The sequence below is a fragment of the Brevibacterium renqingii genome (assembly GCF_017808105.1).
Classification (GTDB): Bacteria; Actinomycetota; Actinomycetes; order Actinomycetales; family Brevibacteriaceae; genus Brevibacterium; species Brevibacterium renqingii.
This window is the reverse complement of sequence record NZ_JADBHF010000008.1, coordinates 11915-30718: the sequence shown is the minus strand read 5'-3', so window position 1 is coordinate 30718 and position 18804 is coordinate 11915. Positions and strand designations below refer to the sequence as shown.

The window sequence follows — 18804 nt, the reverse complement described above, 5'->3', positions numbered from 1 at the left end:
AGACTCGACACCGACTATCACACGACGAAGGACGACAATGGGATTCTTTTCTCGCCTGCTCAACCGCCCCGGCTCCCATGCGGAGAAGACAACGGGCTGGTTCGAGCGAGCGACCGATGACCTCGCCGCAGCCGGACGCGAATTCGCCGAGCTCAGCGACGAAGAGCTCACCGAAGCTGCTGGAGAGGTCTTCGCCTCCGGCTCGCAGCAGAAGACGCTGACCCGGTTCTGCGCTCTTGCCCGCGAAGCCGGAGAACGCGCTCTCGACGAACGCGCCTACGACACCCAGATGCGCGGGCTCGTCGGACTCCTGCAGGGCAGCGTCGTGCAGATGGCCACCGGCGAGGGCAAGACCCTCGTCGGGGCACTGGCCGCTGCCGGCTATGCCCTGCAGGGACGCCGGGTCCATGTCGTCAGCGTCAACGACTACCTCGCTGTCCGCGACCGCACATGGATGAAGCCGCTGTTCGACCTCCTCGGAGTGCGGTCTGCGGCGATCTCCGGGACGCAGGGCGATGCCGAGCGTCGTGAGGCCTATCGAGCCGAAGTCCTCTACGCCTCCGTCACGGAGGTCGGGTTCGATGTGCTGCGCGACCGATTCATCACCGACGATGCGGATCAGCGAGTGCCCGAGCGCGATGTCGTCATCGTCGACGAGGCTGATTCCGTGCTCATCGACGAGGCTCGGGTGCCCCTGGTGCTGGCCGGCTCGGCCCGCGTCGAGGACGCTGACGAGACCATCGCGGCGCTCGTCGCCGACCTCACGCCGGAGACCGACTTCGAGATCAGCACCGACCGACATGCGGTGTCGCTGACCGACGCCGGAGTAGACCGCGTGGAAACCGAACTCGGAGTCGAGCTCTTCGGTGAGGACTCAGAGACCCTGGCTGCCGTCAATCTCGCCCTCTACGCGCGAGCGCTGGTCAAACGCGATGTCGACTACCTCGTCGTCGACGGACGCATCAAACTCATCTCCTCCTCCCGCGGTCGTGTCGCCGAACTGCAGAGGTGGCCCGACGGACTGCAGGCCGCCGTCGAGGCGAAGGAGAGCCTCGGCACCACCGACAGCGGGGAGATCCTCGACCAGATGACCGTCGAGGAGCTCATCCACGGCTATGAGACCGTATGCGGGATGACCGGCACCGCACTGGCCGTCGGTGACGATCTGCGGGAATTCTACTCGCTCGAGATCGTTCCCATCGACACCCACCTGCCGGTCATCCGCATCGACGAGCCCGACCGCCTCTTCACCTACCAGGAGTCGAAGGAACGCGCGATCGTCGAGGAGGTCGCGGAGAACCATGGACGCGACCGCCCCGTGCTCATCGGCACCTCCTCGGTGGCCGAGAGCGAGTCCCTGGCTCGGCGATTGGGCGAACGCGGAATCGAGGTCGCGGTGCTCAATGCTAAGGACGATTCGCGAGAGGCCGAGATCATCGCCGGTGCCGGTGCCCCCGGTGCGGTGACGGTGTCGACCCAGATGGCCGGGCGCGGCACCGACATCCGCCTGGCGAACGAGGAGGTGGCCGAGGCCGGCGGCCTGCTCGTCATCGGCGCAGGTCGCTACCCTTCGTCGCGCCTCGACGATCAGCTGCGCGGTCGCGCCGGTCGTCAGGGCGATCCGGGCACTTCGGTGTTCTTCACCAGCCTCGAGGACGAGCTGCTCACTCGTGTGCCGGAGATCCAGCGCTTCGTCACCGAAGGCGACGAGACCGGGCTGATCGAATCCAAACGAGCCCGCGGGCTCGTCGAACACGCCCAGCGGATCGCCGAGGGCCAGAACACCGCTCTGCACCGTGACACCTGGCGCTTCAACGAGCTCATGGCCAAGCAGCGCGATCTCGTCCTCGAACGCCGCGCCGAGATCCGCAAGGACGAAGAGCCGGTGGCCCAGCTGCGGGCCGAGATCGGCGAGCGGGCCGACGAGATCGTCGAGCAGCAGTCGGAGGAGATCCTCGACAGCGTCCTGCGCGAGGTCATGCTCTTCCACCTCGATGCCCGCTGGGTCGACCACCTCGCGTTCCTCAACGATCTGCGCGAAGGAATCCACCTGCGCACCTTCGCCAGGGAGAAGCCGCATGAGGCCTTCAATGCGGAATCCATCCGCGTCTTCTCCTCGTTCTGGTCCGATGTCATCGCCGATTCGGCGGCCACGATCGCAGAGGCCGAGATCACCGCCGAGGGCATCGACCTCGACTCGCACGGTCTCAAGCGACCGTCGTCGACGTGGACCTATCTGACCACGGAGAACGCCTTCGGCTCGGACATCGAGAACATCGTCAAGAAGGTCAAGCGCTGAGGACGGCAGGGGTCGCCGCCCCGTGATCAGGAATCGGCGACGACCCCGCGTCGGATCGCGTTGACGGTGCGGCGGATCCGCACCGCAGTGTCCTCCTCGGCGACCTCGGCGATCTGACCGAGCAGGTCGAGGCTCTGCTTGGCCCAGCGGACGAAGTCACCGGCGGCGATATCGCTGCCGCGCAGAGATTCGGACAGCGTCTTGCCCTCGGTCCACCGGTACATCGGAGTGATGAGCCCCCGGTCCGGTTCCTCCGTGGTCGCCAGCGCGTGCTGCTCCTCCAGATGGAAGAGGCGCCGCCAGATGTTCTCGGACTCATCGCAGACGGCCTTGAGGTCGGCACTGGGCGCCCGATGCGCATGCAGGGTGTCTCTGCGGGATTGGAAGACGAAGTTCGAGGCGAAGGCCGCGAGTTCGGGCTCATTGAGCCGGTCCCAGAGCCCCGCGCGGATCGTCAGCGCCACGAGCAGATCCCGCTCGCCGTAGATGCGGCGCAGCATCGTCGAATGCTCCGGTTCGAAGCCGAGCCCCCGCAGCACGTCCTGGACCCGCTCGAACACCAGCGCGATCGAGGTCGTGCGTCCTTCGATGCGGGCGATGAGCGAATCGTTCTCCCTGATGAGCTTGTCGGCCCGGTTGGCCCACCGCGCATGCATCTCCCTATCGGGGCAGTCGTGACAGGGGTGGGCGCGCATCTGCGCCTGCAGTTCCGAGACGGTCGTGCTCACCCCCTGCCCGTCGCGCGCCGATTCCCACTGCGCATCGGGATCGACCCGGCCGTCGTCGACGGCCTGTTCGAGGATGGACAGCAGCTGCCGCCGGTCGCCGGCCTGGCGGTGATTGAATTTCTTCGGCACTCGGATCCGGCCCTGCGCGGCGACTGGTTCGGTGACTTCGTGCGGACGCAGATGCCACACCTTGCCCTGTTCGGTGAGCACTGTCGGCAGCCTCGAGGTGCCGTCGCGATTGCTCATCGGGGAGATGATGACGGCCCGGCCCCCGACGCGTTTGGCGGGCATGGTCACGACATCGCCGATCTTCAGCGCAGTGAGCGATTCGACGATATCGCGTTGGCGGTTGCGCGAACGTGTTCTCGTCTCCTGCTTCTGAGTCTCCGAGATCGCACGGCGCAGTCGGGCGTATTCGGCGAAGTCGCCGAGCTCGCAGTGCATGGACTTCTCGTAGGCTTCGATCGTCGCTTCGTTCTTGCGCACCTTGCGCGCCAATCCGACGACCGCCTTGTCGGCCTGGAACTGCGCGAAAGAGGTCTCGAGGACCTTCGCTGCTTCGGCAGAACTCATCCGGGAGAGCAGATTCGCCGTCATATTGTAGGTGGGCCCGAAGGCCGAGTTGAGGGCATAGGACCGGTTCGAGGCCAGGGCCGCGAGCTCGCTGACCTCGACGGTGGGGTGCCAGACGACCACCGAATGCCCGATCCGGTCGATGCCACGGCGCCCGGCTCGGCCGGTCAGCTGGGTGTACTCGCCCGGAGTGATCGTCACATGGGCTTCGCCGTTGAACTTCACGAGCTTTTCGAGCACGACGGTCCGGGCAGGCATATTGATGCCCAGGGCCAGCGTCTCGGTGGCGAAGACGACCTTGATGATGCCCTGCGAGAACAGGTCTTCGACGAGCTGCTTGAACTGCGGGATCATACCGGCATGGTGCGCGGCCACTCCGAGCAGCAGCCCCTCCCGGAAGGTGTGGAAGCCGAGGATGCCCAGATCCTCTTCGGCGAGCTCCTCGCGCAGCGACTCCAGCGCGGCGTTGATGATCGTCTTCTCCTCCCGCGAGTTGAGGTCGACGCCGGTGCTCAGGTACTGCTCGACGGCCTCGTCGCATCCATTGCGGGAGAAGATGAACATGATCGCCGGCAGCATGGCCGCCTCGGCGAGGGAGGACACCACCTGCGTGCGGCTGGGGCGGCGGAACCGGGCACGCGTGGCTCGGGCACGCTTCGACCGCGGACCCCCGTGGGTCCGTGTCGCGTGGTTGAGCGCAGGGTCGATGCGATCGGAATCCGAGTGAGTGAACAGGTCGAACATCCGATGCCCGACGAGCACGTGGTTGACCAGCGGCACGGGACGATGGCTCGTGGACACGATCGTCGTCGGTCCTCTCACCTCTCGCAACCAGGCCCCGAACTCCTCGACATTGGACACCGTGGCCGACAGCGAGACCATCTGGACGCGGTCGGGCAGATGGATGATGACCTCTTCCCACACCGGGCCGCGGAAGCGGTCGGCCAGGTAGTGGACTTCGTCGAGGACGACGAATCCGAGATCGGTCAGACCCGCCATGTCGTTGTAGAGCATATTGCGCAGCACTTCGGTGGTCATCACGATGATCGGCGCGTCTCGGCGGATCGAGGTGTCGCCGGTGAGGAGACCGACGTTCTCGGCGCCGTGGACCTCGGAGAGGTCGTTGAACTTCTGGTTGCTCAGTGCCTTGATCGGCGTCGTGTAGAAGACGCGTTTGCCTTCGACACGGGCCAGTTCCACAGCGAATTCGGCGATCAGGGTCTTCCCGGAGCCGGTGGGCGCCGTGACGAGGACGTCCTCGCCTTCCTGCAGATGGCTGCACGCCTCGACCTGGAAATCGTCGAGCTCGAACTCGGTTCGAGCCATGAAGCGGCCCAGCGGCGTGCGCGCGAAATCGGCGCGCGCCCGGAAATCGGCATACGCCTCGGCGGGGCTCAGCGTGTCCTCCGCAGGCGTTCGGTCAGTGTGGTGCGTGGAATCAGTCATTCTTCTCTTCGTCGGTGAATTCGTTCGGGTCGACCCACAGGCCCTGTGCGATGAGGCGCTTCCTGCGTCGTCGGTCGTTGAGCACGCAGACCGCCCAGGCCAGGCAGAACAGCGTCATCATGGGAATGACCAGGAAGAACATAGACATGGCATCGGGTGTCGGGGTGGCGATCGCAGCGAACAGGAACACGAGCATGACGATGATGCGCCAGGACTTCTGGATCCTCTCGGCCGAGAGGATGCCCAGCATGTTCAGCCCCACCATGAGGACGGGGAGGACGAATGCGAGGCCGAAGACGACGATGATGATCATCACGAAGCTCAGGTAGTCCTGAGCGGGGATGATGTTCGTTCCGCCCTCGGGTGTGAAGGAGGTCAGCGCCTTGACGGCATTGGGCAGAGCGAAGAACGCCATCGTCGAGCCGCCCAGGAAGAGAGGGATCGCCGCACCGAGGAATCCGAGGGAGTACAGCTTCTCCTTCCGTTTGAGCCCGGGCACGATGAAGGCCCAGATCTCGTAGAGCCAGATGGGGCAGGAGATGAAGAGGCCGATGAAGAAGGAGAGCTTGATCTTCAGATCGAAGGGTGAGGCGACTCCGGCGAAGTTGATCTCCGCCATCCGGCCCCCGTCCGCGCGGATGGTCCGGATCGGCTCCTGCAGGATGTCGAGGACGGGATCATAGAGGAACCAGCCCGCGACTGCGCCCAGTGCGATGGCGATCGCAGCGATGATGACGCGGTTGCGCAACTCGACGAGATGCCCGACGACGGGCATCTTCTTCTCAGGATTGCTCTTCCGTGAGCGAGAGGGCTTCCGCTGACTGTTCTCTTTCACTTCTCGTGTGACTGCGGGTCCTGCTTCTCTCGTCGCGACTGCTCGGTGCCGGTGGTGCCGTCGGCGGCTGAGGACGAGTCGGTCGAGGAATTCCTGTTCAGCGCTCCCGGCTCAGTGGTCTTGTCGGTATCGTCCTCGTCCCGCAGGTCCTTGACCTCGGACTTGAAGATCTTCATCGACTGTCCCAGGCTTCGGGCCAGCTGCGGCAGTTTGGGCGCGCCGAAGATGATCACGATGATGAGGATCACGATCGCGATCTGCACGAAACTTGGTTTCATTGGGAGCTCCTTGGATTGTTGCGGCTGCGAACGATTCTACGCTGTGCGGCTGAGCCTTTCATCCTCATCCGCAGGCTTCATCGGCTCAGCCGAGACGGCGCAGTGCCGCCGCCACCGCCTCGGTGTCGTCGATCTCCGTGATCACGTCGGCATGGCAGAGCAGGAATCGGCTCAGCCAATCGACGGAGTGGACGATGAGACGGATGCGCACGTTCGTCTCCCCGCTGTCGAAGTATTCACGTTTCGTCACATCGAGTTCATCGGCCAGCCATGCTCCGCGGGCGGACAGTCCGAGGGTGACCTCGTGGGAGTCCGTCGTCGTCTCGTTCACCGACAGGGGCGGATGACAGGCCCGCTCCCAGGAGCGGATGCTGCCGAGGGCGAAGCGGCGCGGCGCCCCGGCCGAATAGCACCAGGCATCGACGTACCAGTCGGAGCCGGGAACCAGGCGGGTCGGCGCTATCGTGCGTCGGGTGAGTTCGTCCCGCGATCCGACATAGTAGTCGATCGTCAGTGCCGCCTCCTCGTCGATCGCCTCCTTGAGCACTGCCAGGAGCTCCTCGTCGGTGTCGATGGGACTGACGTCGACCGAGGTGCGCAGGTTCTCCCCTGCCGCTCGCCGCAGCTTCTCCGCCGCGGTGGCCACCGCGGCGGAATCGAGTCCGGGCAGGGACGAGAGCAGCTCGAGGGCGAGGACGAGGACGCCCGCCTCTTCGGCGCTCAGGCGCACCGGAACGGAGACCTCCTCCGCGTTGGAGATGAAGATCTGCCCGCCTTCCCATGAGGCGTCGATGAGGTCATCGGGCATATGCCCGGGACGGCCGGTGACGAAGAGCAGCTGGAGGTCGTCGATGAGGGTGTCGGAGTCGATGCCGAAATAGGCGGCGGTCTCCTCCAGGTCCGCACCGGGATGGGCATCGAGATAGGGCACGAGGCTGAGCAGCCTGGTCAGCCGCTCACGCGCTGAGGACACTGGCACCTCCCAAGCGTCTGAGAGAGTCCCGGATCGTCTCGCGCCGCTCGTCGACGGCACGGACGAGTTCGGGCGGCGCGAGAGCCTCGACGGCATCGCCGAAGCCGATGATCTCGGCCGCCAGCGCATGGGCATCACTGAATTCGATGATGACGGCACCGTCCTCGGTGCGCACCTGCCGGCGTCTCAGCGGATCGGCGCGATGAGCGGCGATCGACAGCTTCGCCTCGGCGACCACGGCCATCTCCGAGCTCGACTGCAGCGCCAGGTGCGGGGAGAAGTCCTCGGGGATCGAATAGTCCCCGGGCTCGCGACCGCCGAGTTTGGCGATTCCGCCCTCGACTCGGGAGAGGCGGAAGGTGCGCTGCGCCTGGCGGTCGAGGTCGAATCCGAAGAGGTAGACGCGGTCGCCGCGGCTGAGCAGCGCGTAGGGTTCGAGACGCACCTTCCGCGCGCTCTGCCCGGGCTTGTGATACGTGAACCCGACGGCCTCGCGTGCGTTGATGTGATGCAGCGCAGAGGCGAAGTTTGCACTGGCGAGTCTCCTCGCCGCCGTCCCCGGATCGATCGGTCCCTGTCCGGCACCGTCCTCGTCGAGGTCGATACCCAGGGCCCGCAGCTTCGTGAGCGCCTGGGCGCTCGAGGCGCCGAGGTCGGTCTCGGACCAGAAGGCCGCCGCCACGGTCACGGCGGCGACCTCGGCCGCGGTCAGATCGACCAGGTCCATGGCGTAATCGGCGGCGGAGATCCGATATCCGGTCTCCCCCGCGTCGCCATAGGCATCATGTCCGGCACGAGTGGCGATGGTGATCCCCATGTGCCGCAGCAGGTCCTTGTCACGGGAGAACTTGCGGTCGAAGGCGACCTCGTCGAGGCCGCTGTAGCCGTCGATGGCGTTCATCAGCGTCGTGCGCGAGACCCAACCGCGGGAGGCGCGCAGAGCGATCAGCAGGTTCAGCAGACGTTCGGTCTGCTGTCTCTGTCTGCTGGGACGGGGTGTGTTCACGATTCCACCGTAACTTAGGCCGGGCGATAGTCTTGGGACCATGATTCATTGGCGCAAAGGAATCGCAGCCGCGATTCGCTCCACCCGGCCAGGATACACAGAGACCGAGGTCGACCTGGACCGACCGCTGCCGGGCACCGATGTGCGATCCATCCGCGCGATCGCCTACACAGACGCCGTCGGACATCCTCGGGTGGGAGATGCGGTCATCGTCAATGTCTCTGCTCTGGCCAAGCGGCTGGGCACCGGCGGCTTCGGGCTCATCGTGGCCCTGCCCGAGGCGCTGCCGGCCGATCCGTCCCCGGGGCCCGGCCACCTGGTCAAGGACCGCTATTCGCCGCTGCAGACGATGGTGCTCGGTGTCGACGATCAGGAATCCGAGCACCATGCCACGCTCGCCGAGGCCGACGACCTCGAGGGGATGCCGGTGATCGTCGCAGACCTCCATTCGGCGCTGCCCGCCGCCATCGCCGGCATCCGCGCGGTCGATGAGTCCCTGTCCGTCGCCTATGTCCTCAGCGACGGTGCTGCCCTGCCCGCCGCGTTCTCCCGAGCCGTGGCCGGGCTGAAGGAGGCCGGGTGGCTGACCGGTTCGATCAGCACGGGGCAGTCCTGGGGCGCAGACCTCGAAGCCGTGACCATTCACACCGGGCTGCTCGCCGCTCGTCATGTCATGGGGGCCGATATCGCCGTCGTCGCCCAGGGGCCGGGCAATCTGGGCACCGGCACGAAGTACGGGTATTCGGGACTGGTCACCGGTGAGCACCTCAACGCCGCCGCCCTGCTCGGCGGCCGGCCCGTCGGCCTGCTGCGGATGTCGAACGCCGATGCGCGCGGGCGCCATTTCGGCATCTCCCATCATTCGCTGACTCCCCTGACCGAGGTCGCGCGGCCGGGGATGACCGTTCCGGTTCCCGATTTCTCCACTCTGAGCGCGGCGGAGCGCTCGGAGATGGATCCCGATCCGAGCATCGTCGACGACACCGTGGCCGAACAGCTGCAGGCCCTGACCATTCACTCGCTCGTCGATGTCGACCTCACCGGTCTGTGGGAGGCTCTGCAGGACTCGCCCGTGGGCTTGTCGACGATGGGCCGGAAGCTGCCGGCTGATGCCGCCTCCTTCCTCGCCGCAGCCGCGGCGGGTCGCTGCGCCGCCGAACTCTGAACGGGCGTGTGCCGCGCGCTGCCGTGTTCTCCCCTCCTGTGTTCGCCCGTGAATGCACCGGTGGCCGGACTCTGTCGAGCCCGGCCACCGGTGGTCTTGTCTCAGCGCATCATCGGGTGGTTTCCGCTCAGCGCACGTTCTCGAGATCGCAGACGAAGATCAGGCTCTCTCCGGGCCGGATCACTCCGCCGGCTCCCTGGTCGCCGTAGGCCAGATGCGGCGGGATCTGCAGGGTGCGACGTCCGCCGACCCGCATGCCCTGGATCCCCTGGTCCCAGCCGGAGATGACCATTCCCGAACCGAGTCGGAATTCGAGCGGTGTGCCGCGGTTGTACGAGGCGTCGAATTCCTCTCCCGTGGAATGGGCGACTCCGACGTAGTGCACGCTCACGGTGTCGCCGGGACCGGCCTCGGCGCCGGTGCCGATGACGTCATCGACGATGACGAGTTCGGTGGGTGCTGCGCCGCCGGGGAAGTCGACTTCCGGTTTCTGCTTGTTCATGGTTCCTCCTGTGGTGTTCGTGGGTCGGTGGTGTCCGAGGCCGAATGAGCTGCCGGCCGTCGGGGATGGATCAGCCCTGTGCCGAAAGGATGTCGATGACGAAGATGAGCGTCGCATCGCCAGGGATCGAGGGTTCGCTGCCCTGCTTTCCGTAGCCTTTGTCGGGTGGGACGATGAGCACGATCTGGCTGCCGACCTTGTGTCCGATCAGACCTTCGTTCCAGCCGTCGATGACCTGCGCCTCTCCGACTGGGTCGACGGCGAAGGGCTGACCGCCCTCCTTCCAGTTCGAATCGAAGGTCTTCGACGTGTCGTCCCAGAGCCAGCCGGAGTACTTCACCGCGACGCTCTGGCCCTTCTTGACCTCGGGTCCTTCGCCCTCAATGGTGGTATAGGTCTCGAGCTCCTCGGGCTTCTTGCCCTCGGGCTTCGAGATCGACGGTGCGCCGTCATCGGCCCATTTCACGGTCACGGGGCTGTCCGACTGGTCGGTCTTCTCTCCCTCGGCCCGTTTCAGCGGTTTCGTCGTCTTCTCCACGTCGATGACGTAGACCAGCGTCTGCGATGCCTCACCCTGCTGGGCGCTGCCGTTGAGCGACATCATCACGCGGGAGCCGACCTTGACGTCGATGAGCGCATCGTAGAGGTCGCCGGAGATCTGGGCCTTGTCCATCGGGAATCCGGCCGGTGAATCGGAGTCGTAGCTCGATTCGACGACCTCTCCGCTGGTTCCGGAGACGAGGGTCATCTGCGCCGTGACCTGCTCGCCCTCGGAGATCTTGTCGCCCTCGCCCTCTTTGAGCACCTTCTTCTCGGTCTCGTCGATCACCAGTGGGGCGTCGAAGCTGACCTCGGGCTTCTTCCCGATCTTGCCGTCGACGGTGACGTCGTCGAGGCTGGTCGACTTCGCATCCTGGGCGGCCACCGACGGCGGAGGCGTGGTCGAGTCCTGCGACTGATCGCCCTGACCGCAGGCGGACAGCAGCAGCAGACCCGCCGTGATGGCGCTGAGCACTGTGGTGCGCACTGGTTTCCTTTCGTCACGAATGGCCGCACCCGTACTGCTTCTCGGGCCGACCGCATCACAGGGTGATCTTACAGGCCCGCGATGAGAGTCTCCGCCTGCGGGTGCGAGGTGGCGAACGGGTCCTTGAGCGCCACGGCACGACCTGATTCGTCGTTGAGCCGCAGATGGACCCAGTCGACGGTGTAGTCGCGGCGCGCGTCATGCGCGGCGCGGATGAACTCACCGCGGATGGCTGCGCGTGTGCTCGCCGGAGGCAGGTCCTTGGCTCTCTCCACCGCCTCGGCGGGCACGAGGTTCTTGGCCATTCCGGCCGCTTCGAGCTTCGGGAACAGGCCGGTGGCCGGAGTGATGTCGTGGTAGGCGATGTCGAGGCGGTGCAGGCGCGGATCAGTGATCCTCTCGCCGCCCCGCGTCATGGATCTCTCGATGAGGGTGCGTTTCAGAACCCAGTCGATCTCGGTCTCGACTGCGGAGAAGTCCTGGGACTCCACGGCGGTGAGCATCCTCGTCCACAGGTCGATGACGTAGCGGGCGAGCTCTTCGTCGCCGAGGCTGTGATCGCCGGTCTCCACGAGGCGCTGCGCTCGGTCCCGATAGTCGGCCAGCAGCCGCAGCGGGGTGGTGGTCGAGCCGTCGGTGCGTTCGAGCACGACGCGGCCGGTGAGATCACGGGCGACGAGTCGGATGTCGCGCACCGGGTGGCGCAGTCCGTTCTCCGGGATCCGCGCCCCCTGCTCGATGAGGTCGAGCATGAGCACCGCCGACCCGACCTTGAGCGCCGAGGTGGCCGTCGACATCGACGAATCACCGACGATGACGTGCAGACGCCGGTATTTCTCCGCATCCGCGTGGGGTTCGTCGCGGGCGTTGATGATCGGGCGCGAGCGGGTCGTGGCAGAGGACAGCCCCTCCCACATCACATCCGAGCGGGCGGAGAGGCCGAACATCATCTCCGTTCGGTCCGCCTCCTCGTCGGGGGCGAAGGACGAACGGCGTGGGATGATGGCTCCCGCTCCGACGAGCAGCTGGCGGCTGACGAGGAAGGGCAGGAGCACCGTTGTCAGACGGTTGAAGTCGAGAGTGCGGCGGATGAGGAAGTTCTCGTGCGAACCGTAGGAGTTCCCGGCCGCATCGGTGTTGTTCTTGACCATGTGCACCCGACCGCCGATCCCTTCGGCGTCGAGGGCGGTCTGCGCCTTCTCGAGCAGATCGGTCATGAGCGCTTCGCCCGCGCGATCCTGAGCGAGCAGATCACCGAGGTCATCGCATTCGGCAGTCGCGTATTCGGGATGGGAGCCGACGTCGAGGTAGAGCCGGGAGCCGTTGGGCAGGAACACGTTCGACGAGCGTCCCCAGTCGACGACGGGCCGGAACAGGTAGCGGGCGATCTCCTCCGGTCCGATGTGCCGCCCGCCGTCTGCGGCGGTGTGAGCGAGTCCGTATTCGGTTTCGATTCCGAAGATGCGTGCCATTCAGTCCTCCCGCAGCGCACTCATCGCTGCTTCGTCGAGTCGGCGGAATGTTCTCTGCCTGCTCGTCGTACGGTCGAGGACGGCGGCTTCGAGGTCCTCGGTGGGCAGAGTCGAACGTGTGGCCGCGGCCAGCGCCGCCACACCGTGGTCGAACACGGCGGCGAGACCGAGTTCGGAGGTGCGCAGGCCGGCCAGTGATGCGGTGATCGCATCGGCCTGACCGCCGATGGCCACGTGTTCGGCTTCGTCGATGACCGAACCGTCGTAGCTGAGCCGGTAGAGCTGGTCGGATTCGGCGGTGATGCCGAGTTCGGCGACGACGAGTTCGACCTCGAAGGGCTTCGACTCAGTGGTGAATACCCCGGCCAGGGTCTGCGCGTAGGCGTTCGTCAGCCCCCGCGCGGTGACATCTGTGCGGTGATAGGAGTATCCGCGCAGATCCGCGTAGCGGACCCCCGCCTGTCGCAGCGTCTCGAATTCGTTGTACTTGCCGACGGCGGCGAACCCGATCCGGTCGTAGATCTCGGCGATCTTGTGCAGCGTCGGTGAGGGATTCTCCGCCAACAGCAGGATGCCCTCGTCGAAGCGCAGGACCACGACCGAGCGCCCGCGCGCAATGCCCTTGCGCGCGAAATCGGCCCGGTCCTTCATCAGCTGCTCGGGCGAGACATAGAACGGCGCCTGACTCATGTCCGGTCCTTTCGCGGTATGCCGGCGGCGCTCATGACCGCGCGCTCCGGGTCCGGCGGTCGACCACCTCGGTGGCGGTCTCCAGTACGGTGGCCGAGTCGATCTCGGTGACGCCGGAGTCGAGATCGACGGTGAAGATCGTCGGCGCGATCTGCCTGACGAAGTCCGGTCCCCCGGTGGCCGAATCGTCGTCGGAGGCGTCGAAGAGCGCCTCGACGGCCACGGTGATCGCCGCGGCGGTGTCGAGCTCGGCACGCCACAGCTTCTTCAGTGCCCCGCGGGCGAAGCCGGATCCGGAGCCGATGGCATGGAAGCGGTGTTCCTCGTACTTGCCTCCGGTGACGTCGAAGCTGAAGATCTGCCCGTGCGGGGTCGAGTCGTCGACTCCGGCGAACAGGGGCACGACGCTCAGACCCTGCATGGCCAGTCCGAGGTTGCCGCGCAGCATCGAGGCCAGGCGGTTGGCCTTGCCGTGCAGCGACAGTCGTGCCCCTTCGATCTTCTCGTAGTGCTCGAGCTCGAGCTGGAAGAGCCGGATGAGGTCGAGCGCCACGCCTGCGGTACCGGCGATGCCGATGACCGAGAAGTCATCGGCGGCCTTCACCTTCTCCATCGAGTGGGAGGCGATGAGGTTGCCGATCGTGGCCCTCCGGTCACCGGCCATGAGGATGCCGGCGGCGGTGCGGAAGCAGATGATCGTCGTGCCCTCCGGAGCCTGTTCGGCCAGGTCCCGGCCCGCGGTCTGCGGCAAGGCCTCGGGTGCCAGGGAGCGGGCGAGTTCGACGAACGAGTTGCTCGTCGAACTCAGAAATGCAGGAGGGAATCCTGACATCTCATTGGCCGCCCTTCTGGACGAAGTTCTTGACGAACTCCTCCGCATTGGATTCCAGCACGCCGTCGATCTCATCGAGGATGGAGTCGACGTTCTGGGTGTTGATCTGCCCCTGTACGGCCTCCGGCGGATCGACGGGTGCGTCTCCCCCACCGCTCGTTCTGTCTCTTTGGAACTGTTCCTGCGAGCTCATCTCACACCCCTTCAGTCGTTCTTCACTGTCAGTCTATCCACTCCGAGTGCCTGCAACAGGGCCTCGGCGGATTCGATTCCCGCGACGCGTTCGGCGAGCAGCTGCCGGGTGCCCTTGAGCGGTTCGCGCATCGGCAGTCGGACGATGCCGAAGTCTCCGGCGTTGAGCACGAGGGAGTCCCAGCTGGCGGCCACGAGATCCTCACCGAGCTGGTTGACCGCCACCGAACGGAGGAAGGCACGGGTGCCGTCGGGGGCGCCCGTCACGGCCGCCTCGACTTCGGCGTCGGTGGTCATCCGCCGGATCCGTCCGGCACGTTCGAGCTTGTGGAACAGCCCCTTCTCGGGCCGCACATCGTGATACTGGACGTCGATGAGCGCGAGCTTGGGGTGATCCCAGTCGATGCCCTCCCGGGAACGGTAGTGCTCCAGCAGCACCCATTTAGCGACCCAGTCGATGGAGTCGGCCAGACTGCGGGGGTCGTCGGCCAGTCCGTCGAGGAAGCGCCTCCACTCGGCGAGCACCTCTGCGGTGTCAGCATCCTCAGGATCGGCGTGTGCGATGCAGGCGGCATAGTAGGTCTCTTGGATCTCGAGCGCGGTCATCGTCGAACCGTCGGTCAGCGGCAGCTGCGCACTGAGGCTGAGGTCGTGGCTGACGGTCTGCAGCGAGGCCAGCGCATCTGCGAGTCCGATCCGCGGGGCCAGGCCGGCCTCGATGAGACCGAGCACCAGAGAGGTGGAGCCGAACCGCACGAAGGTCGCAGGCTCGGCCATGGTGGCGTCGCCGATGATGATGTGCAGGCGACGGTACTTCGCCGGGTCGGCATGCGGTTCGTCACGGGTGTTGACGATGGGGCGGCGCAGGGTCGTCTCCAGACCCACCTCGGCTTCGAAGAAGTCGGCGCGCGACGAGATCTGGTAGCCCGCGAGCTCACCCTCGCGTCCGATGCCCACGCGTCCGGATCCGCAGAGGACCTGGCGGCTGACGAAGAACGGGATGAGTCCGGCGGCGATGTCATCGAAGTCCACCCCGCGGTCGACGAGGTAGTTCTCATGGGTTCCGTAGGACGAGCCCTTGGAGTCGGTGTTGTTCTTGTACAGGTTGACCGGTTCGCCGGACATCTCCAGTGCCCGCACCGAAGCCAGGGCCACAAGGTCTCCGGCCCGGTCGAAGGTGACGACATCGCGGGGCGTGAGCACCTCCGGCGAGGAGTATTCGGGGTGGGCGTGGTCGACGTAGTAGCGCGCACCGTTCTCCGTGACCACATTCGCCAGGTACTGCGCCTCGACGTCGTCCTGGGGGATGTGGGTCAGCTGCGAGGAGTCGGCGTCGGCGATGTTCATGAAGAATCCGCGGGCGTCCGCCAACGGGGACTCGGTGGCGAAGTCCCAGAAGTTCTGGGAGGACCTCAGACCGCGAGGACCGGCGTAGGCGTCGACGACACGCGCCGAGTCACGCATCGGATTCGCTCGCGGGTTCCCCGGCTGGCTGAGACCGAACTCGGTCTCCGAACCCATGACACGCTGGACTCTGAGCATCTGAACTTCCTCCAAGGTCTAGACTCGGGGACGTGGCAACGAAGAAATCTCATCTCCCGATCGCGCTGATCGTCGACCTCATCCTCGTGGTCCTCTTCACGATCGTCGGTCACTACACACATTCTCACAATTTCGATCCGCAGGGGCTGATGACCACAGCGTGGCCGTTCGTCGCCTCACTGGTCCTCGCCTGGCTGCTGACCGCCGTCTGGGACCGGCCGATCTCTCCGCTCGCCACGGGCACGGGGGTGTGGGCGGTCACCGTCCTCGTCGGGCTCGTGCTGCGCGGTGTCACCGGTGCCGGCGGAGAACCGGGCACTGTGCCCGTGAGCTTCATGATCGTGGCCACCACGCTCAATCTCATCACTCTCGTCGGCTGGCGCATCATCGCCTCCGCCGTCGCCGGCGGTTCGGGCCGCCGCGGACGCAGCCGCTGAGCGCTGCCCTCCACGGGTTCCGGACGGCCGCAGGCCGCCGACGACCTCGGTCGTCGGCGGTCGGGACGGCTCAGACGAGGTCGGAGTTCGGGCGCACCTCGGAGATCTCGGTCTCATACGGCACCGCGGGGGCTCCCCTCGTCGTGTCGAGGTGCATCATCCGCAAGTGGGTGACGCGTTCGCCCTTGCGTCCGGAGATCCGCGCCCATTCGTCCGGGTTCGTCGTGTTCGGCAGGTCTTCGTGCTCGCTGAACTCTTCGGCGATGGCGCCCTCGAAGTGTTCGGCGCGCAGACCGCGCTCACCCGTGTCGAGCAGCGACTTGATCGCGGACTTCTTCGCCCGATCGACGATGTTGTGGATCATGGCACCGGAGGCGAAGTCGGAGAAGTGCAGCACTTCCTGTGACCCGTCCGCATAGCTGACTTCGACGAATTCGTTCTCGGCTGTTTCGGAGTACATCCGCTCGACGCAGAACTCGATGAGGGAGGCGACCGCCTCGGCGGAGTCCGGGTGACCTTCGAGCACGCTTCTGTGCAGCGGCAGCTCCGGGGTGAGGTACTTCTCGAAGATGTCGCGGGCGGCTTCGACGTCGGGGCGTTCGATGCGGATCTTGACGTCCAGTCGGCCCGGGCGCAGGATCGCCGGGTCGATGAGGTCCTCACGGTTCGAGGCGCCGATGACGATGACGTTGTCGAGCTGTTCGACGCCGTCGATCTCCGTCAGCAGCTGGGGCACGATCGTCGTCTCCACGTCCGAGGACTTGCCGGTGCCGCGGGTGCGGAAGAGCGACTCCATCTCATCGAAGAACACGACGACGGGGAATCCGCCGGAGGCCTTCTCCCGAGCTCGGGCGAAGATGAGGCGCAGCTGGCGCTCGGTCTCGCCGACGTACTTGTCGAGCAGCTCCGGGCCCTTGATGTTGAGGAAGTAGGTCTTCCGGGACTCTTCGCTGGTGCGGTCGGCCAGCGAGTTCGCCACGGCCTTCGCGATGAGAGTCTTCCCGCAGCCGGGAGGACCGTAGAGGAGTATGCCCTTGGGCGGTTTGAGACCGTGCTCGGTGTAGAGCTCCGGGTGCTCGAAGGGCAGCTCGACGGCGTCCTTGATCTGACCGATCTGGTCGGCGAGACCGCCGATGTCCGAATAGGTGATGTCGGGGACCTCTTCGAGCAGCAGTGAGGACACCTCGGGCTTCTCGACGACCTGCAGAGCGTAGTGGGTCCGGGTGTCGACGACGACGGCATCGCCGACGCGCAGGCCCGAGTCGATGAGGTCGGCTGCGAGGACGAAGACCTGTTCGTCATCACCGGGGGCTCCGACGAGGATGCGGCGGTCGTCGACGAATTCGCGGACGTTGACCACCGAACCCACGGACGGGAAGGCGCCGGTGCCGATGACGACGAGGCCTTCGGACAGGAGCACATCGGCACCGGCCCGCAGCCCGGCGGGATCGACCTCCGGGGCGATGGCCACACGCATGCGGCGACCGCCGACGATGACGTCGGCGGCCACGCCCTTGTCGTCGACGGCGACGAGGGTGCCCCAGTTGTTCGGCGGCTCGGTCAGACGCCGAGCCTCCTCTTTGATCCGGCCCAGTTCCTCGCGGGCCGTGCGAAGGGTCTTCGACAGGGCCTCATTGCGCTTGCCTGCGCTGTAGAGCTGTTGGCGCAGTGACGCGGTGTCCTCGCGGAGACGCTTCACCTCGGTCGTGGTCTCTGTCATCGATCCTCCTTCGGCGCAGTGCTGTTCGTGTTCGGGCTGTCTGTGTCAGCAGCGGCGCGGGTCGTGCCCGCGGCAGCGCCGCCGCTGCCGTCGTCCCCGGTGCGCAGCCGCTTCCCCGCTTCGCGCACCACCCGCCGCAGCTTCTTGCCGTGAGCGGTGCGCGTCCCGATCGCGTGCTCGGTGACCTCGCCGCCTGTCCAGGCCTCGACGTCCTCGGGCGCTGCGGCGGCACCCTGCGGGCGCTTCTTCTTCTCCAGCGGAGCGACACCCTCGGCCATCCGCCGGGCCATGATGAGGAACCCGGTGTGGGCGATCATGCGGTGGTCGGGGCGGACAGCGAGTCCATCGGCATGCCATCCGCGGACCATCGCCTCCATGGATTCGGGTTCCGCGAACCGCTGCGAGGCCCGGACGGCTTCGACGAAGCGGGACAGCTGCGGGACGGTGGCGACATAGGCGATGACGATGCCGCCCGGTGCCAGGGCCCGGCTCACAGCCTCGAGGGTGTTCCACGGAGTGAGCATATCGAGGACGACCCGGTCGACGGAACCCGGGGCGAAGGTCTGCGGGAGCGTCTCTGCGAGGTCCCCGACGGTGACCGACCAGTTCTCCGGCTCTCCGTCGAAGAAGTCCGCGATGTTCCCCGCGGCGATGGTGGCGAACTCCTCGCGCAGCTCGAAGGAATGGACGGAACCGGTGGGACCGACGGCACGCAGCAGCGCCATCGACAGGGCTCCCGAACCGACTCCTGCTTCGACGACGGTGGCACCGGGATGGATGTCGCCGAGGGTGACGATGAGTCCCGAGTCCTTCGGGTAGACGACCGCGGCTCCACGCGGCATCGAGAGCACGAAATCCTCGTAGCGAGGTCGGAAGACCTGGAAGTCCACTCCCCCGGAGTTCGAGACGATGATCCCCTCTGTGCGTCCGATGATGTCATCGTGGCTGATCAGGCCCTTGTGCGTGTGGAAGAGCTCGCCAGGGGCGAGCACGAACGTGTGCATGCGCCCTTTGGGATCGGTGAGCTGGACCTTTTCGCCCCGGGTCAGGACGCGCGGAGGGCGGGAATGGAGTGCCTGAGTCATGA

General features: G+C 66.1%; 17 protein-coding genes. 3 read left to right on the top strand and 14 right to left on the bottom strand.

Annotated elements, in window-relative coordinates:
- Positions 1-37 precede the first annotated feature (37 nt).
- Entirely contained in the window at positions 38-2299 is a 2262-nt protein-coding gene (secA2, locus tag IHE57_RS09555; RefSeq protein ID WP_209372727.1) for an accessory Sec system translocase SecA2, read from the top strand.
- 26 nt (positions 2300-2325) lie between these two features.
- Here secA2 and IHE57_RS09550 read toward each other — a convergent pair whose 3' ends face one another.
- The 5 genes from IHE57_RS09550 to IHE57_RS09530 all read right to left on the bottom strand — a co-directional run bounded on the left by IHE57_RS09550 (position 2326) and on the right by IHE57_RS09530 (position 8138).
- Entirely contained in the window at positions 2326-5046 is a 2721-nt protein-coding gene (locus tag IHE57_RS09550) for a DEAD/DEAH box helicase (protein ID WP_209372725.1), read from the bottom strand.
- Positions 5039-5881, bottom strand: coding sequence for a twin-arginine translocase subunit TatC (gene tatC / locus IHE57_RS09545; RefSeq protein WP_425491478.1), 843 nt, complete (start codon positions 5879-5881; stop codon positions 5039-5041). Before tatC ends, IHE57_RS09550 begins: the two co-directional genes overlap by 8 nt.
- Entirely contained in the window at positions 5878-6159 is a 282-nt protein-coding gene (tatA, locus tag IHE57_RS09540; RefSeq protein ID WP_209372723.1) for a Sec-independent protein translocase subunit TatA, read from the bottom strand. The genes tatC and tatA overlap by 4 nt, the downstream gene beginning before the upstream one ends.
- Positions 6160-6244: 85 nt before the next feature.
- Positions 6245-7132: a WYL domain-containing transcriptional regulator gene (locus IHE57_RS09535; protein WP_209326045.1), complete on the bottom strand. Its 888-nt coding sequence runs from the start codon at positions 7130-7132 to the stop codon at positions 6245-6247.
- On the bottom strand, positions 7116-8138 hold the full coding sequence (locus IHE57_RS09530) for a helix-turn-helix transcriptional regulator (protein ID WP_366933919.1): 1023 nt from the start codon (positions 8136-8138) through the stop codon (positions 7116-7118). The genes IHE57_RS09535 and IHE57_RS09530 overlap by 17 nt, the downstream gene beginning before the upstream one ends.
- A 40-nt stretch (positions 8139-8178) precedes the next feature.
- Here IHE57_RS09530 and IHE57_RS09525 point away from each other — a divergent pair, with 40 nt between their 5' ends.
- Positions 8179-9303, top strand: coding sequence for a DUF3866 family protein (locus IHE57_RS09525; RefSeq protein ID WP_209372721.1), 1125 nt, complete (start codon positions 8179-8181; stop codon positions 9301-9303).
- 127 nt (positions 9304-9430) lie between these two features.
- On the opposite strand, the gene IHE57_RS09520 is transcribed toward IHE57_RS09525, so the two are convergent.
- From IHE57_RS09520 to dop, 7 genes are all read right to left on the bottom strand, one after another.
- Complete coding sequence (locus IHE57_RS09520; RefSeq protein WP_209326043.1) at positions 9431-9805, bottom strand: FKBP-type peptidyl-prolyl cis-trans isomerase; 375 nt, start codon at positions 9803-9805, stop codon at positions 9431-9433.
- A 70-nt stretch (positions 9806-9875) separates the two neighbouring features.
- Positions 9876-10832: an FKBP-type peptidyl-prolyl cis-trans isomerase gene (locus IHE57_RS09515; RefSeq protein ID WP_366933918.1), complete on the bottom strand. Its 957-nt coding sequence runs from the start codon at positions 10830-10832 to the stop codon at positions 9876-9878.
- Between the two features lie 68 nt (positions 10833-10900).
- The gene (gene pafA, locus IHE57_RS09510) at positions 10901-12304 is read right to left on the bottom strand and encodes a Pup--protein ligase (protein WP_209372719.1); all 1404 of its coding nucleotides are present in this window, start codon (positions 12302-12304) and stop codon (positions 10901-10903) included.
- The gene (gene prcA / locus IHE57_RS09505; RefSeq protein WP_209326041.1) at positions 12305-12994 is read right to left on the bottom strand and encodes a proteasome subunit alpha; all 690 of its coding nucleotides are present in this window, start codon (positions 12992-12994) and stop codon (positions 12305-12307) included.
- Between the two features lie 31 nt (positions 12995-13025).
- On the bottom strand, positions 13026-13826 hold the full coding sequence (gene prcB, locus IHE57_RS09500) for a proteasome subunit beta (RefSeq protein WP_209372717.1): 801 nt from the start codon (positions 13824-13826) through the stop codon (positions 13026-13028).
- A 1-nt stretch (position 13827) separates the two neighbouring features.
- Positions 13828-14019 carry a ubiquitin-like protein Pup gene (locus IHE57_RS09495; protein WP_209326039.1) on the bottom strand — a complete coding sequence of 64 codons (192 nt, stop codon included), beginning with the start codon at positions 14017-14019 and terminating at the stop codon, positions 13828-13830.
- A gap of 11 nt (positions 14020-14030) precedes the next feature.
- Positions 14031-15560 carry a depupylase/deamidase Dop gene (gene dop / locus IHE57_RS09490; protein WP_209372715.1) on the bottom strand — a complete coding sequence of 510 codons (1530 nt, stop codon included), beginning with the start codon at positions 15558-15560 and terminating at the stop codon, positions 14031-14033.
- Between the two features lie 32 nt (positions 15561-15592).
- Between dop and IHE57_RS09485 the strand changes: the two genes are divergently transcribed.
- A complete protein-coding gene (locus IHE57_RS09485; RefSeq protein ID WP_209326037.1) occupies positions 15593-15997 on the top strand; it encodes a DUF3054 domain-containing protein in 405 nt (134 codons plus the stop codon).
- A gap of 70 nt (positions 15998-16067) precedes the next feature.
- Here the strand turns inward: IHE57_RS09485 and arc are convergent, their stop codons facing one another.
- Both arc and IHE57_RS09475 read right to left on the bottom strand, forming a co-directional pair.
- Complete coding sequence (gene arc, locus IHE57_RS09480; RefSeq protein WP_209372713.1) at positions 16068-17717, bottom strand: proteasome ATPase; 1650 nt, start codon at positions 17715-17717, stop codon at positions 16068-16070.
- The gene (locus IHE57_RS09475) at positions 17714-18802 is read right to left on the bottom strand and encodes a tRNA (adenine-N1)-methyltransferase (protein WP_209326035.1); all 1089 of its coding nucleotides are present in this window, start codon (positions 18800-18802) and stop codon (positions 17714-17716) included. Before IHE57_RS09475 ends, arc begins: the two co-directional genes overlap by 4 nt.
- Between the last annotated feature and the right edge of the window lie 2 nt (positions 18803-18804).